Origin of the sequence: Streptomyces olivochromogenes, from assembly GCF_001514115.1 — a bacterium.
Taxonomy (GTDB): Bacteria; Actinomycetota; Actinomycetes; order Streptomycetales; family Streptomycetaceae; genus Streptomyces; species Streptomyces olivochromogenes.
The window spans coordinates 923,450-937,646 of sequence record NZ_KQ948451.1 but is presented as its reverse complement, the minus strand read 5'-3'; the positions used below and the strand labels follow the sequence as shown (position 1 = coordinate 937,646).

15 protein-coding genes are annotated in these 14,197 nt (G+C 69.8%); 12 read left to right on the top strand and 3 right to left on the bottom strand.

The features are described 5' to 3' along the window. Position 1 precedes the first annotated feature (1 nt). From AQJ27_RS04295 to AQJ27_RS04260, 9 genes are all read left to right on the top strand, one after another. On the top strand, positions 2 to 967 hold the full coding sequence (locus AQJ27_RS04295) for an amino acid ABC transporter permease (protein ID WP_067361750.1): 966 nt from the start codon (positions 2 to 4) through the stop codon (positions 965 to 967). Continuing rightward, positions 964 to 1,749, top strand: coding sequence for an amino acid ABC transporter ATP-binding protein (locus AQJ27_RS04290; protein ID WP_067361747.1), 786 nt, complete (start codon positions 964 to 966; stop codon positions 1,747 to 1,749). Before AQJ27_RS04295 ends, AQJ27_RS04290 begins: the two co-directional genes overlap by 4 nt. A 96-nt stretch (positions 1,750 to 1,845) precedes the next feature. Beyond that, entirely contained in the window at positions 1,846 to 2,871 is a 1,026-nt protein-coding gene (locus AQJ27_RS04285; RefSeq protein WP_067361744.1) for an ABC transporter substrate-binding protein, read from the top strand. A 26-nt stretch (positions 2,872 to 2,897) separates the two neighbouring features. Beyond that, positions 2,898 to 3,635 carry a GNAT family N-acetyltransferase gene (locus tag AQJ27_RS04280; RefSeq protein WP_067361742.1) on the top strand — a complete coding sequence of 246 codons (738 nt, stop codon included), beginning with the start codon at positions 2,898 to 2,900 and terminating at the stop codon, positions 3,633 to 3,635. A 28-nt stretch (positions 3,636 to 3,663) separates the two neighbouring features. Continuing rightward, on the top strand, positions 3,664 to 3,831 hold the full coding sequence (locus AQJ27_RS60745) for a putative leader peptide (protein WP_425275183.1): 168 nt from the start codon (positions 3,664 to 3,666) through the stop codon (positions 3,829 to 3,831). Between the two features lie 75 nt (positions 3,832 to 3,906). Further along, positions 3,907 to 5,142 (top strand): LLM class flavin-dependent oxidoreductase, encoded by a 1,236-nt coding sequence (locus AQJ27_RS04275; protein WP_235613388.1) that lies wholly within the window; start codon positions 3,907 to 3,909, stop codon positions 5,140 to 5,142. Positions 5,143 to 5,159: 17 nt separating this feature from the next. Beyond that, positions 5,160 to 6,548 (top strand): NtaA/DmoA family FMN-dependent monooxygenase, encoded by a 1,389-nt coding sequence (locus AQJ27_RS04270; protein WP_067361739.1) that lies wholly within the window; start codon positions 5,160 to 5,162, stop codon positions 6,546 to 6,548. Further along, a complete protein-coding gene (locus AQJ27_RS04265; protein WP_067361736.1) occupies positions 6,545 to 7,678 on the top strand; it encodes an LLM class flavin-dependent oxidoreductase in 1,134 nt (377 codons plus the stop codon). Before AQJ27_RS04270 ends, AQJ27_RS04265 begins: the two co-directional genes overlap by 4 nt. A 13-nt stretch (positions 7,679 to 7,691) precedes the next feature. After that, complete coding sequence (locus AQJ27_RS04260; protein ID WP_067361734.1) at positions 7,692 to 8,819, top strand: LLM class flavin-dependent oxidoreductase; 1,128 nt, start codon at positions 7,692 to 7,694, stop codon at positions 8,817 to 8,819. A 65-nt stretch (positions 8,820 to 8,884) separates the two neighbouring features. Here AQJ27_RS04260 and AQJ27_RS04255 read toward each other — a convergent pair whose 3' ends face one another. Beyond that, complete coding sequence (locus AQJ27_RS04255; RefSeq protein WP_067361731.1) at positions 8,885 to 9,700, bottom strand: DUF899 domain-containing protein; 816 nt, start codon at positions 9,698 to 9,700, stop codon at positions 8,885 to 8,887. Between the two features lie 273 nt (positions 9,701 to 9,973). On the opposite strand from AQJ27_RS04255, the gene AQJ27_RS04250 reads away from it, so the two are divergent. Further along, positions 9,974 to 10,273 carry a hypothetical protein gene (locus AQJ27_RS04250; protein ID WP_067361728.1) on the top strand — a complete coding sequence of 100 codons (300 nt, stop codon included), beginning with the start codon at positions 9,974 to 9,976 and terminating at the stop codon, positions 10,271 to 10,273. Between the two features lie 307 nt (positions 10,274 to 10,580). Here the strand turns inward: AQJ27_RS04250 and AQJ27_RS04245 are convergent, their stop codons facing one another. Continuing rightward, positions 10,581 to 11,417, bottom strand: a complete 837-nt coding sequence (locus AQJ27_RS04245; RefSeq protein ID WP_079064764.1) for an alpha/beta fold hydrolase — start codon at positions 11,415 to 11,417, stop codon at positions 10,581 to 10,583. A gap of 342 nt (positions 11,418 to 11,759) precedes the next feature. Here AQJ27_RS04245 and AQJ27_RS04240 point away from each other — a divergent pair, with 342 nt between their 5' ends. Together AQJ27_RS04240 and AQJ27_RS04235 are read left to right on the top strand one after the other, a co-directional pair. Then, positions 11,760 to 12,128: a hypothetical protein gene (locus AQJ27_RS04240; RefSeq protein WP_067361725.1), complete on the top strand. Its 369-nt coding sequence runs from the start codon at positions 11,760 to 11,762 to the stop codon at positions 12,126 to 12,128. Between the two features lie 488 nt (positions 12,129 to 12,616). After that, entirely contained in the window at positions 12,617 to 13,249 is a 633-nt protein-coding gene (locus AQJ27_RS04235) for a VOC family protein (protein ID WP_067361721.1), read from the top strand. 149 nt (positions 13,250 to 13,398) lie between these two features. Here AQJ27_RS04235 and AQJ27_RS04230 read toward each other — a convergent pair whose 3' ends face one another. Continuing rightward, entirely contained in the window at positions 13,399 to 14,052 is a 654-nt protein-coding gene (locus tag AQJ27_RS04230; RefSeq protein WP_067361718.1) for a nuclear transport factor 2 family protein, read from the bottom strand. Positions 14,053 to 14,197: the final 145 nt, after the last annotated feature.

The following is a 14,197-nucleotide window of genomic DNA, read 5'->3' as shown; positions in this document are numbered from 1 at the left end:
CATGAGTGAATCCCTGGGCTCCGCCGTGCCGTTGAGCACGACGGAGCCCCGCCCGGCCGCGGCACAGCGCGTGCTGCCCCTGCGCCACCCCGGCCGCTGGATCGCCTCGGCGATCGTGCTCGTCGTGGTCGCCCAGATCGTCCACGGGCTGGCGACCAACCCCTTCTTCCAGTGGGACCGGTTCCAGTACTGGTTCCTGCGTCCCACGATCCTCGACGGCCTGCTCATCACCCTCGAAGTGACGCTCTACAGCGCCGTGTTGGGCTTGCTCGTCGGCATCCTGCTCGCCCTGGCCCGACTCTCCGAAAGCCCTGTGCTGCGCGCGGTGAGCTGGGTCTACATCTGGCTGTTCCGCTCGGTGCCGCTCATCGTCGTCCTGCTGTTCCTCTACAACTTCAGCGCGCTCTACAAGACGCTGAGCCTCGGCGTCCCCTTCGGCCCCGCCTTCTTCACCTTCGACGAGTCCCGGCTCGCCACCGACATGGTCGTCGCGGTCGTCGGACTGAGCCTCAACGAGGCGGCGTACGCGGCGGAAGTGGTCCGCGGTGGCATCCTCTCCGTCGACCAGGGCCAGCACGAGGCGGCCTCCGCACTCGGTCTGCCCAAGGGCTACCAGTTCACGAGGATCGTGTTCCCGCAGGCACTGCGCTCCATCACCCCGAACTACGTCAACCAGCTGATCGGCCTGATCAAGGGCACCTCGCTGGTCTTCTACGTCTCGCTGCTCGACCTCTTCGGCTCGGTGCAGAGCATGGGCTCCACCTACCCCGGCGACATCGTGCCGCTGCTGCTGGTCGCCACCGCCTGGTACCTGATCCTCACGAGCGTCGTGTCCGTCGTCCAGTTCTACGTCGAGCGGTACTACTCGCGGGGTGCGCTGCGCTCCCTCCCGCCGACCCCGTTGCAGAAGGTCCGCACCGGTCTGCGTGACCTGCGGGCCCGGGTCCGTAAGGAGGCGGCGATATGACCGGCGAGACGCTCGAGATCCGACCGGCCGCCGTCGAGGTACGCGATGTGCACAAGTGGTACGGCGCCCAACGCGTGCTGAACGGCGTGGAGTTGACGGTGCGGCCCGGAGAGGTCACCGTGATCCTCGGCCCGTCCGGCTCCGGCAAGTCCACCCTCCTCAGGGTGATCAACCACCTGGAGAAGCCCGAGATCGGCCATGTGAGCCTGAACGGCGAGCTCATCGGCGTACGCCGACATGGCGAGAGGCTCAAGGAGCTGACCGAGCGGGCGATCCTGGCCCAGCGCGGCCGGATCGGGTTCGTCTTCCAGAACTTCAACCTGTTCCCGCATCTGACGGTGCTGGACAACGTGGCGGCCGCGCCGGTGGCGACCCGACGGCTGAAGCGGCCCGAGGCCAGGGAGCTCGCGCGCACCCTCCTCGACCGTGTGGGTCTGGCCGACAAGGCCGGCGCCTATCCACGCCAGTTGTCGGGCGGCCAGCAGCAGCGGGTCGCGATCGCCCGCGCCCTCGCGCTGCGGCCCGGAGTCATCCTCTTCGACGAGCCGACCTCCGCCCTCGACCCCGAGCTGGTCGGCGAGGTACTCGCCGTCATCAAGGACCTGGCCACCAGCGGCACCACGCTCGTCATCGTGACCCACGAGATCGGCTTCGCCCGCGAGGTGGCCGACCGGATCGTCTTCCTCGACGAGGGCCGCGTCGTCGAACAGGGCTCGCCCACCGAGGTGTTGGACCACCCGACGCACGAGCGGACCAGGGACTTCCTGAGCAAGGTCCTCTGAACCTCCTTCATCCCGCGCGCCTTCATCCCGCACGCCTTCACCCACCTCACCTTCACCCACCTCACCTTCACTCACGAACATCGGACAAGGACAGCCATGCGCACCCTCACCCTCCGCAGCAGACTCCTCCGTGGCCTCACCGCCTCCACCGCCGTCGCCACCCTCGCCGCCGGTCTCGCCGCGTGCGGGGGAGAGAGCGACGCCGCCACCACCTCCGGCAGCGCGGCCTCCGGCACCGTCACCGTCGGCGCGCTCTCCAACGGCGCCGCACGGCAGACCGACCTCAAGGTGTCCGAGGTCAAGTCCATCAGCGCCGAGCTGCCCAAGTCGGTCGCCAAGAGCGGCAAGCTGGTCATCGGCGTCGGCGCGCTGCCCGCCGGGTTCCCGCCGCTTGCGTACGTCGGCCAGGACCAGAAGACCCTCACCGGTGCCGAACCCGACCTCGGCCGACTGGTCGCCGCCGTCCTCGGACTGAAGCCGGAAGTGAAGAACTCGACCTGGGAGAACCTGTTCGTCGGCATCGACAGCGGCAAGGTCGATGTCGCCTTCACGAACGTCACGGACACCGAGGAACGCAAGAAGAAGTACGAGTTCGCCTCCTACCGGCAGGACAACCTCGCCTTCGAGGTGCCGAAGAAGAGCACCTGGAACTTCGCCGGCGACTACGAGAACCTGGCCGGCCGGACCGTCTCCGTGGGCGCCGGAACCAACCAGGAGAAGCTCCTGCTGGAGTGGAAGGCGAAGCTCGCGAAGGAGGGCAAGAAGCTCACCGTCAAGTACTTCCAGGACAACAACAGCGTCTATCTGGCGCTGTCCAGCGGGAAGATCGACGCCTACTTCGGACCCAACCCCGGTATCTCGTACCACATCACCCAGACGGCGAAGACACCCAACCCGACCCGCAACGCGGGCAAGTTCTCCGGCGCGGGCGCGACGCTCCAGGGACTGATCGCGGCCACCGCGAAGAAGGACAGCGGGCTGGCCAAGCCGGTCGCCGACGCGATCAACCACCTCATCAAGGACGGTCAGTACGCCAAGTGGCTCGCCGCCTGGAACCTCTCCAACGAGGCCGTCAGCACCTCGCAGATCAACCCGCCCGGCCTCCCGCTCGACAACTCCTGACCGCTTCCCGGAGGTCCGACGCCACCATGTCCACCGTTGCCCGACCGACCCCGCCGCAGAGCCCGGCGGCGCCCCACATCCTGGACAACGCCGCCTGGGCCGCGCTGACCGGCCCGCACGCCCACCTCGCCGAGCGCGTGGGACGTGCGGCCCGCTACCCCCTGGACGTCTCCCCGTTCACCGCCCTCGCCGACCCGGCCGACCCGCGCGCCTGGGACGACCTCGCCGCGCTCGTCGGCCCCGGCACCGTCACCCCCGTGACCGGGGCGAAGTCGGCGCCCCAGGGCTGGGAAACGGTCCAGCACGGCCAGGGCGTGCAACTGGTCGACACCGCGCTGCGCGCCGAGCCCGCCCCCGAAGCGGTGCGGCTCGGGCCCGACGACGTCCCCGAGATCCTGGACCTGATCGCCCTGACCGAGCCGGGGCCCTTCCTGCCCCGCACGGTCGAACTGGGCACCTACCTCGGCATCCGGCACCGCGGCCGGCTCATCGCCCTGGCCGGCGAGCGGCTGCGACCGCCCGGCTGGACGGAGATCAGCGCGGTCTGCACCGCCCCGGACCACCGCGGCAAGGGCCTGGCCACGCGACTGGTCCGCGCGATCGCGGCCGGCATCAGGGAGCGCGGAGACACGCCCTTCCTGCATGCCTCCGCGACCAACACCGGCGCGATCCGGCTCTACGAGTCGATCGGCTTCACCCTGCGCCGCCGCTCGGAGTTCCTCCTCGTCCGAACTCCGGGCGCCCAGCAGGAACAGACGGCGTAGGCGGACCGTTGTGTTGAAGGGATCCACGATGTCGGCGCGGCCACGAGCCCGCCGGGACACGGAAGCGGAGGTGAGGGACGTGCGAAGCGGGTCCGCTCTCCGCGTCATGGCGCTCGTCCCGCGCCGCCGTGTGCACCTGTACTCCCGGTCGCACATCGATCTCCAGCGCGTGGCCGGCGCGCTCTGTCGTCCCTGACCTGTCACCCCGCCGCCGTGCCCTCCGCCCCGAGGGCCGCGCTCTCGTACGGTCGACCAGGAAGGCAACCCCTCCGTGTCCGCATCATCTTCGCTGCCCGTTTCCTCCCCCTCGTCCCCCCATCTGCACCTCGCCGTCGCACTCGACGGCGCCGGCTGGCACCCGGCCGCCTGGCGCGAGCCGGTGGCCCGCCCCCGTGAGCTGCTCACCGCCGGGTACTGGACGGACCTGGTCACCGAGGCCGAGCGAGGTCTCCTCGACTTCGTGACCATCGAGGACGCCCTCGGACTCCAGTCCTCGCACGTCACCGAGCCAGACAGCCGCACCGACCAGGTCCGCGGGCGCCTGGACGCCGTCCTGATCGCCGCCCGCGTCGCCCCGCTGACCAGCCACATAGGGCTGGTCCCGACCGCCGTCGTCACCCACACCGAGCCCTTCCACATCTCCAAGGCGATCGCCACCCTCGACTACGTCAGCACGGGCCGTGCGGGCGTACGGGTGCAGGTGTCGGCCCGCGCGCACGAGGCCGCGCACTTCGGCCGCCGTACGCTCCCGCCGCTGCGCATCGAGGACCTGGACAGCCCGGCTGTGCGAGAGCTGACGACCGACCTCTTCGACGAGGCCGCGGACTATGTGGAAGCGGTGCGCCGGCTCTGGGACAGCTGGGAGGACGACGCGGAGATCCGGGACGTCGCCACCGGACGCTTCGTCGACCGCGACAAACTGCACTACACCGACTTCGAGGGCAAGCACTTCAGCGTCAAGGGCCCCTCGATCACCCCCCGCCCGCCGCAGGGCCAGCCGGTCGTCAGCGCCCTGGCCCACGCGACCGTCCCCTACCGGCTGGTGGCCCGGGCCGCCGACATCGGTTACGTCACCCCGCACGACGCCGGTCAGGCCCGTGCCATCGTCGAGGAGATCCGCGCCGAGCAGAGGGCGGCCGGCCGCGCCGACGAACCCCTGCACGTCTTCGGCGACCTGGTGGTGTTCCTGGACGACGACCCGGCCGCCGCAGCGGCCCGCCGCGAGCGTCTCGACGCCCTGGCCGGATACCCGTACACCGGCGATGCCCGGATCTTCACCGGCACACCCGCCCAACTGGCCGATCTGCTCCAGGAGTTGGCGGAGGCGGGGCTGTCCGGCTTCCGGCTGCGGCCCGCCGTCCTCGGCCACGACCTGCCCGCCGTCACCCGGGGCCTCGTGCCCGAACTCCAGCGCCGGGGCGTCTTCCGGCAGTCCTACGAGGCCGACACCCTGCGCGGGCTGCTCGGCCTCTCCCGCCCCGCCAACCGCTACGCCGCCACCGCCTGAGCCGGAGGGACCCACTCATGAGCAGCACGTCACAGGACAAGCCCCGCAAGCAGGTCCACCTCGCGGCGCACTTCCCCGGCGTCAACAACACCACCGTGTGGAGCGACCCCGAGGCCGGCAGCCACATCGAGTTCAGCTCCTTCGCCCACTTCGCGCGCACCGCCGAACGCGCCAAGTTCGACTTCCTGTTCCTCGCCGAAGGGCTGCGACTGCGCGAACAGGGCGGCAAGGTCTACGACTTGGACGTCGTCGGCCGCCCCGACACCTTCACGATCCTCACCGCGCTCGCCGCCGTCACCGAACACCTCGGCCTGACCGGCACCATCAACTCCACCTTCAACGAGCCCTACGAGGTGGCCCGCCAGTTCGCCAGCCTCGACCACCTCTCCGACGGCCGCGCCGCCTGGAACGTGGTCACCTCCTGGGACGCCTTCACCGGTGAGAACTTCCGCCGCGGCGGATTCCTCCCGCAGGAGGAGCGCTACTCCCGGGCCAAGGAGTTCCTGACCACGGCGAACGAGCTGTTCGACTCCTGGCACGGGGACGAGATCGTCGCCGACGCGCAGACCGGCACCTTCCTGCGCGACGCGAAGGCCGGAGCCTTTGTGCACCAGGGCCAACACTTCGACATCCAGGGGCAGTTCAACGTCCCGCGCAGCCCGCAGGGACGCCCGGTGATCTTCCAGGCGGGAGACTCCGACGAGGGGCGCGAGTTCGCCGCCTCCAGCGCGGACGCGATCTTCAGCCGATACGCCACCCTCAAGGAGGGCCAGGCGTTCTACACGGACGTCAAGGGACGCCTCGCCCGCTACGGCCGTACGCGCGACCAGCTGCTGATCCTGCCCGCCGCGACCTTCGTCCTCGGCGACACGGACGCCGAGGCGGAGGAGATCTCCCGCGAGGTGCGCCGCCAGCAGGTCAGCGGCGCCACCGCGATCAAGCACCTGGAGTTCGTCTGGAACCGGGACCTGTCCGCGTACGACCCGGAAGGCCCCCTGCCCGACATCGACCCGGACCTCGGCGAACACACCATCGCCCGGGGCCGCGCCCAGGTCCGGATGTACCGCGACCCGCTCGCCACCGCCCGCGAGTGGCGGGAGCTCGCGGCCGCCAACAAGTGGTCCATCCGCGATCTGGTCATCGAGACCGGCAACCGGCAGGCCTTCGTCGGCTCCCCGGCCACCGTCGCCGAGACCATCGACTCCTTCGTGCAGGCCGACGCCAGTGACGGCTTCATCCTCGTCCCGCACATCACCCCCGGCGGCCTCGACGCCTTCGCCGACACCGTGGTCCCGCTGCTCCAGGAGCGTGGCGTGTACCGCACCGAGTACGAGGGCACGACCCTGCGCGACCACCTCGGCCTCGCCCACCCGGACAACGTGCGTGACGAGCGTGCGGCGTCATGAAATTCCTCGCCATCACCCTGATCGTGCACCGGCCGGACCCCATCACCGGCGTGCAGAAGCCCACCCACGACCGGTTCCGCGAGGTCCTCGACAACGCCCTGCTCGCCGAGGAGCTGGGCTTTGACGGCTTCGGCGTGGGGGAGCGGCACGAGCGGCCGTTCATCTCGTCCTCGCCGCCCGTCGTGCTCAGCCACGTCGCCGCGCTCACCAAGCGCATCCGCCTGTTCACGGCCGTGACGACGCTCAGCCTGCTCGACCCGGTACGCGCGTACGAGGACTACGCGACCCTCGACCACCTCTCCGACGGTCGCCTGGACCTGATCATCGGCAAGGGCAACGGTGCCGCCCAGCGCGACCTCTTCGACGTCACCCCCGAGGATCAGTGGGACCGCAACGCCGAGAGCTACGAGGTGTTCCGCAAGATCTGGCGCCAGGACAAGGTGACCGCCGAGACCCGCTTCCGCCCTGAACTCAAGGACGCGGAGGTGTGGCCCCGGCCGTACCAGCAGCCGATCCGGGTCTGGCACGGCAGTGCGACCAGCAAGGAGTCGGTCGACCTGGCCGCCCGCTACGGCGACCCGCTCTTCTCCGCCAACGTCACCAATCCCATAGAGCCCTACGCCGAGTTGATCCGCTACTACCGCGAGCGCTGGGAGCACTACGGCCACGACCCGGCCGACATCGCGGTGGGCGCGGGCACGGCGGGCCTCTACGCGGCCCGTACGTCGCAGGAGGCGCTGGCCGCGTACCGCCCGGTGTTCGAGGGGAACCTGGCCTTCCAGAAGAGCCTGGGCCTGGAGCCGGTCTTCCCGACGCTGGAGGACTTCGTCGAGCGCAGCTCGGCACTCATCGGCAGCCCCCAGCAGATCATCGACAAGGTGCACCGCTACCACGAGCGGTTCGGACACACGGTGCTGCATCTGCACGCGGACGCGAGCGGTCTCGGCGACACCCAGCACCGCGACTCCCTCGAGCGCTTCCAGTCGGAGGTCGCTCCGGTACTGCGCCGCGAGATCCCCGACCCGCCGTTCGCGTGGGGGCCGGTGCTCGCGACACCCGAGGCCGAGGCGAAGCCGGCGTCCGAGCCGGCGTCCGCCCCCGCGTCCACGTCCGTCCCCGCCGACCGCTGAGGAGCCCCGCCCCATGTCCGACATCCCCCTCGGCGTCCTCGACCTCGTCCCGATCTCCTCCGGCTCCACCGCGACCGAGGCCCTGCGCAACTCCATCGACCTGGCCCGGCAGGCGGAGCGGTTCGGGTACGCCCGCTACTGGTTCGCCGAGCACCACCTCAACCCGGGAGTCGCCGGCACCTCACCCGCGGTGGTCCTCGCCCTGACCGCCTCCGCCACCTCCACGATCCGGCTCGGCTCGGGCGCCGTACAACTCGGGCACCGCACCGCGCTCTCCACGGTCGAGGAGTTCGGCCTGATCGACGCCCTGCACCCCGGCCGCCTCGACCTGGGCCTCGGCCGCTCCGGCGGGCGCCCGCCGGGAGCGCCCACCGACCCGCTGCCGACCGCGACCCCCGTGGTCGGCGGCCGCGCCCCGGGCGGTCTCCGCATCCCGCCCCGGTTCTCCTTCGAGCATCTGCTCGGCTCACCCCGTATCGCCCTCCAGCGCACGCTGCTCCAGCAGCCGCACGCCCGGTCGCAGGACTACGGCGAGCAGATCGACGACATCCTCGCGCTGCTCGCCGGGACGTACCGGTCGGCGGACGGCGTCGAGGCGCATGCCGTCCCGGGCGAGGGCGCGGACGTACAGGTGTGGATCCTGGGCAGCAGCGGCGGTCAGAGCGCCACGGTCGCCGGCCGCAACGGGCTGCGGTTCGCGGCGAACTACCACGTCAGTCCGGCCACGGTGCTGGAGGCGGCGGAGGGTTACCGCGCCGCCTTCCAGCCGTCCGACGTCCTCGACAAGCCGTACGTCAGCGTGTCCGCGGACGTGGTCGTCGCCGAGGACGACGACACCGCGCGCGAACTCGCCACCGGCTACGGCCCCTGGGTCCGCAGCATCCGCACCGCCGAGGGCGCCATCGAGTTCCCGACGCCGAAGGAAGCCCGCGCCCATGTGTGGGGCGACGAGGACCGGGCGCTGGTCGCGGATCGCGTCGAGACCCAGTTCGTGGGCTCCCCGGCACATGTCGCCGACCAGTTGGAACAGCTCCAGGAGGCCACCGGGGCCGACGAGTTGCTGATTACGACCATCGCCCACGGCCATGCGGACCGGGTGCGCTCGTACGAACTGCTGGCCGAGGAGTGGCGAAGCAGATAGCGGTACCGGCACTCGGACGACACTGGACGCGGACTCCTTTCACCGACGCCGTCGACGAAGGCGCGTCAGTGGTGGTGGCCGTGCCGGCCGAGGGTCTCCACGGGGGTCGCGCCGGGGCGGGTCCACTGCGGCACGGGCCGGCTGGTCGGCCCCCAGGTGGCGTTCCCGTCCGCGTCCGAGCGCCAGTACCAGCAGGCCTGGCGGCCCTCGGACGGGTGCCCCTCGCGGACATCGCCGATCACGGTCCGGCCCTCGGGGTTGTCCTCCCATGCCTCGCCGCGGCCGTAGGGCGTCATGTCGAGCAGGGCGAAGGACCCGTTGACCGGCTCGTTGCCACGGCCCGTCGTGGAGTACGTGAGGAACACGCGGGCGCCGTCGCGCAGGAAACAGGCGATGTGCCCCATTCGTCCGCCGATCGGTGCGTCCACACCGCGCACCGAGTACCAGGGCTGGGTGTAGCCCATGAACTCGACGTAGGGGGCCACCTCGTCCCATGGGCCCGAGGTCAGGACGGCGAACGAGACGCCGCGGGCGTTGAGGTAGACGGCGTCCTTCACGTGCCAGGCCGTGGTGGTGCAGCCCTCGCACTGCCCCTGGTGCGGCGCGCCGTCGTGCCACATGTGCTGGTAGACCACGAGCTCGTCGCGGCCCTGGAACAGGTCCAGGAACGGGACCGGGCCGTCGGGTCCGACGACCTCGACCGTCCCGTCGAGCTCCACCATCGGCAGCCGGCGCCGGGCCGCGGCGAGGGCGTCGCCCTCGCGGGTGTGGGCCTTCTCGCGGACCAGTAGCTCGTCACGGGCGGCCTGCCAGGTGGCCAGGTCGACGACGGGCGGCCGGCCGGGCAGCGCGGTGGTCGGGTCGCTCGGCGTGGTCGTCATGGGGTCCTCCGTGGTGTCTCGTGCCGGGCAGCGTCGCACGACGTCCCGCGACGCTCACCAGAACAGACTCGCGCGCCGACCAAAACTCATCGCGGCAGAGGGCGCCCGCGGTCGTTCCCGCAGGCGCCGGTACGCCTCCGCGCGCTCTGTCAGGCAAGGCCCGTGGGGTGGAACGATTTCAGCGCTGGTACCGGCAGGGGCGACGCCACCGGCCGTCGCGGAGGTGTGTGCCGAGAACCGCGTGTGGCACTACGAGCAGCAAGGGGGCTGGACATGGCTGTGGTGATGTCGATGCATTGGGCAGGGGTCACACCGGAGCAGTACGACACGGTGCGGGATGTGGTCGGCTGGGAGGAGACCCCGGCGGCTGGTGGCCAGGTGCACGTTGCCTGGTTTGATGACCAGGGGTTCCACGTGACCGATGTGTGGGAATCCCGGCAGGCATTCGAGACCTTCTTCACCGAACGGCTCGCACCCGCGATCCAGAAGGCCGGCATCAGCGGTACACCCGAGACGGACTTCAGTCCGCTCCACCGGCGTTTCATCGCCGCCGACATCAGCGGCGCAGCATAGGGACAGGGACAACGCCGCTTCTGACGCCGCAGAACACAGGCGGTTCGGCTCAGTTGTCCGAGCCTGCGGCACTGCTTCGGTCAACAAAGAACCCCCGGGTCCCTGACCTGGGGGTTCTTTGCCCGTCCAGAGCCTGTCCGGCGGAAGGTATGGGAAATATCTTCCGCGTCCGTCTCGACCTCCGCGCCGTTGCGCGAGTCGAAGACTGCTGAGCGACCACGAAATTCCAGCCGGGCTTGGGGCTCCGGTGCGCGGCGGGCAGAGAGGCGGGACGGGACGAGACGGGGCGGGCCGGGGTGCGAGGCGGTCAGTCCGAAGCGCCGGGCTTGACGATCGTGCCGACGAAGTCGCCGATGGCCCCGAGGGTGCGTCCCATCTGCTCGATCTGCGGGAAGTGCCCGGCGTCGGGGATCGGGGCGAAGTGCCCGTTGGGGAACGAGTCGGCGTAGCCGCGCCCGTACTTCAGGGGCGCTATGCCGTCCTCCTCGCCCCAGACGACCAGCACCGGCACGGTCACCCGGTGCAGTCGGCCGCGCAGCTTCGGGTCGTACGTGAACCCCTCGCCCCCGTAGACGGCGAGGGTCTTCTGGTTGGCGACCGCCGTGGCCCGCTGCGCATCACTGAACGAGGCGAAGTCGGGGCGGAACCGCGCGTTGGCGAAGGACAACCGGCTCATCTCGGCCGGGGCCAGGGTGCGCGGGTCGACGACCCGGTTCTCCTTCATGTGGGCGTGGATGCCCACCGCGTTCAGCAGGGTCAGCGCGCCGATCCGGCCGTGGTTGTCGCGCAGGGCCATCTCGGCGGCGATCCAGCCGCCGATGGAGTTGCCGACCACCATGACGCCCTTCAGGTCCAGGGTGTCGAGCAGATCCAGGTACGCGACGGCCAGGTCGGCGACGGTGTCGAACCGCTCCGGGCGGGGAGTGCCGTCGAAGCCGGGGTGGGTCGGCGTGACGACGTACACGTGCTCGGACAGTGCGGACGAGATGCCGGCCACCGTGCGCGGGCCGGCACCGCCGTGCAGCATCAGCACGCCGGTGCCCTCGGTGTTCTCGCCGTACTCCTCGACAGTGACGGACAGTCCGCCGTTCAGCTCGATGGTGCGGGTGGAGGGGGTGGAGGGGGTGGAGGTGGGGGTGGTCATGGTGAGTTCCTTGTCATCGCGTGGCGAGAGTCGACTCTCATGAAGTTAGAGGGTTCACTCTCTTTATGCAAGTGAACTCTCATGAAGAGATTCGGCTGTTTGCGGGCGCGGAACCCACGCCTGGATGCGATGAGTTGACGGAGACGCTCGAGGTCCTGCCGCGGTGGCCGGGGCGGGTCCTGTGGTGTGACTGCGGCCTGCTGCATTGGCGTCACCGACGTCACCGGGTCGGGGGAGTGTGTCGTCGGCCAACAGGCCGGACATACCGGATAAATGCAATGATCACACCGAGGTGACATGGCGACTCCGAGCCGTCACCACACCTGGCAGGAGGACCAATCGATGAACCTCACTCTGAAGCGGCTGCTCGGCGTTACCGCGGCGGTGGTCACGGGCGCGACGGCCCTGCTCGGTACCGGCGTTGGCACCGCCGGCGCCTCCGGTCGCGCGCACTGCGACCGCGCCGAACAGGACATGTGGAGCAGCGCCGGGCCCAGCCGCAACCTGACCGGCCACCACTGCAGCATCCCGAACAACAAGAGGCGCTGGTTCACCATCGAGATCGACACCCTCGTACGGACCCACTACAAGAGGGACACTCTGGACGGAGGGGTTGCCCGGACCGAGACCCTGCACAACAAAACCATCAGTTGTATGGGCTATACCTCCGACGACGGCAAGGTGAACTGGTTCGGATGCCCACCCGCCTGACACGCCCCCCGAAGGGTCGGCCTGGGAGGAACCCCCTCCTGAGCCGACCTTCTCTCTGTGCCCCGGCCGACCCTTCTCTCTGCCCCCGGCAGGATTCGAACCTGCGACACCCGCTTGCGGGAGTCCGGTCCGAGTTCGTGCCTGGATGCTCTGGTTGCCGTACTCCGCCGCTGAACAGATGGCGTTGAGCGCTCTTCCCCGACGCGCCGCGATTTCGTAGAGTCCGGTCGTTCGGGACTGGCTCTGGGGGCGTGTGGCTGTTCCTGCGGCTCGGAGTCGTGTCCTACGTGTGGTCCGCGGCATTGGCTCGTTCCTGAAAGAACGCGGCCGGTGCGCGTCGTACCGGCCCGGCTGCTCGACGCCGACCACGGTTCGGGTGGGGGCGGGACGATGGTTGAGGGCCACTCAGGCCCGTGGCCCCGGGCCGCGGCCAGACCGGGCAGTTTTCGAGAAGCGTCGGTGACCCGGCTGCCCCTACCGTCGAAGTCATGAACTCCATCGACGCCGTCACCCTTGAGGTGGCCGACACCACGGCCGCCGCGCGCTTCTACTCCACCGTCTTCGGACTGGACTCGTCGCAAGTGCGCCTGCGCGCCTCCGAAGCCCCCACGACCGGATTCCGCGGTTTCACCCTGTCGCTCGTGGTGTCCCAGCCGGGCAACGTCGACGCCTTCGTCGGCGCCGCCCTCGACGCCGGCGCCACCGCCCTCAAGCCCACCTCTAAGTCGCTGTGGGGCTACGGCGGCGTCGTTCAGGCCCCGGACGGCACGATCTGGAAGATCGCGACGTCGGCGAAGAAGGACACGGGCCCGGTCGCCCGGGACTTCGAGGAGCTCGTGCTCCTGCTGGGCGTCGAGGACGTGAAGGCCAGCAAGCAGTTCTACGTCGAGCAGGGCCTCACCGTGGGCAAGAGCTTCGGCGGCAAGTACGTCGAGTTCGCCACCGGGTCGGGCCCCGTCAAGCTGGCCCTGTACAAGCGCCGTGCTCTCGCCAAGGATGCGGGTGTCCCCGCCGACGGCACCGGATCACACAGGCTCGTGCTCTCCAGCGCCGCCAGCCCGTTCAGCGACCCGGACGGGTTCGTCTGGGAAGCCACTGCCCCCCTGACCGCCACCGCCTGAGCCGAGCCACCTCCGTTCACGGGACGCGCCCGGGGTGCGGCAAGGCCGAAGTCGCAGTGCTGGTGTGGCGACAAGGGCTGGCCTGGTCGCTGCTGCTCGGCGGGTGATGCGCGGCTGGTGGCGCCGGGCATCACCCGCCGGGGAACGACTCAGTGCTTGTTGACCGCCGAGGCCCAGTCGAAGTTCACGCCCATCTGGGAGTACATGGTCGAGTACCCGACGAAGCAGTTGAACTTCTCGACCTTGCCGTTGTGCAGGTACCAGAAGTCGGCCGTAGGCACGTCGATCTTCGCGCCGTTCGGCTTGACGGTGCCCGCCGGTGACTGCAGCGGTCCCTCGAACGTGCCCTGGATCGACAGTTCGATGCTGATCACGTCGCCGTTCACGGTGATGCGCTTGAGTTCACGGTGAACGTCGGGGAAGAGGTTGGCCATGTAGGGCAGAACGTCACCGAGCGCCTTGCCCCGGTATGCCTGGCCGGGGACCATGTCGTTGAAGACGCCGTCCTTGGCGAAGCTGTTGACGAACGTGTTGACGTCCAGGCTGTTGCCTTCCGCCACGTGGTAGTCGCGCAGGACGACCGCGAGGTTGGCCCTCTCGTGCCTGGTCAGGTGGCGGTCCGTCAGCGGCAGCTTCGCCAGGTCGCCAGGGGTCAGGTCGGCGTGGGCCGCCGTGCTGCTGTGGACCGCTGCATTGTTGTGGACGGGGCTTGCGGCCTGCGTCGGCGCAGCGGCGATGGAAAGACCACCCAGGATCGCTATCGCGGCCGTGGCGGTGATCGACTTCCGGCTGAGCAGCTTCATGTCGTGTTCCTCCAGGTTTGTTCTCAGGATCCGAGATCCGTCGCAACGGTCTCTCGTGGGTGCTTAGTAAATCAAGCGCTCGCTTGAGATTATGAACGGCCACACAGGCTGTCAAGCACTTGTTTAAATTGTGTGGTCGCGCAGC

Coding starts and splice junctions, on each gene's coding strand:
- AQJ27_RS04265 (WP_067361736.1), top strand. CDS start 6,545: ATGAAATTCCTCGCCATCACCCTGATCGTGCACCGGCCGGACCCCATC.
- AQJ27_RS04245 (WP_079064764.1), bottom strand. CDS start 11,417: ATGACCACCCCCACCTCCACCCCCTCCACCCCCTCCACCCGCACCATC.
- AQJ27_RS60745 (WP_425275183.1), top strand. CDS start 3,664: ATGTCGGCGCGGCCACGAGCCCGCCGGGACACGGAAGCGGAGGTGAGG.
- AQJ27_RS04290 (WP_067361747.1), top strand. CDS start 964: ATGACCGGCGAGACGCTCGAGATCCGACCGGCCGCCGTCGAGGTACGC.
- AQJ27_RS04250 (WP_067361728.1), top strand. CDS start 9,974: ATGGCTGTGGTGATGTCGATGCATTGGGCAGGGGTCACACCGGAGCAG.
- AQJ27_RS04240 (WP_067361725.1), top strand. CDS start 11,760: ATGAACCTCACTCTGAAGCGGCTGCTCGGCGTTACCGCGGCGGTGGTC.
- AQJ27_RS04235 (WP_067361721.1), top strand. CDS start 12,617: ATGAACTCCATCGACGCCGTCACCCTTGAGGTGGCCGACACCACGGCC.
- AQJ27_RS04270 (WP_067361739.1), top strand. CDS start 5,160: ATGAGCAGCACGTCACAGGACAAGCCCCGCAAGCAGGTCCACCTCGCG.
- AQJ27_RS04295 (WP_067361750.1), top strand. CDS start 2: ATGAGTGAATCCCTGGGCTCCGCCGTGCCGTTGAGCACGACGGAGCCC.
- AQJ27_RS04260 (WP_067361734.1), top strand. CDS start 7,692: ATGTCCGACATCCCCCTCGGCGTCCTCGACCTCGTCCCGATCTCCTCC.
- AQJ27_RS04230 (WP_067361718.1), bottom strand. CDS start 14,052: ATGAAGCTGCTCAGCCGGAAGTCGATCACCGCCACGGCCGCGATAGCG.
- AQJ27_RS04255 (WP_067361731.1), bottom strand. CDS start 9,700: ATGACGACCACGCCGAGCGACCCGACCACCGCGCTGCCCGGCCGGCCG.
- AQJ27_RS04285 (WP_067361744.1), top strand. CDS start 1,846: ATGCGCACCCTCACCCTCCGCAGCAGACTCCTCCGTGGCCTCACCGCC.
- AQJ27_RS04280 (WP_067361742.1), top strand. CDS start 2,898: ATGTCCACCGTTGCCCGACCGACCCCGCCGCAGAGCCCGGCGGCGCCC.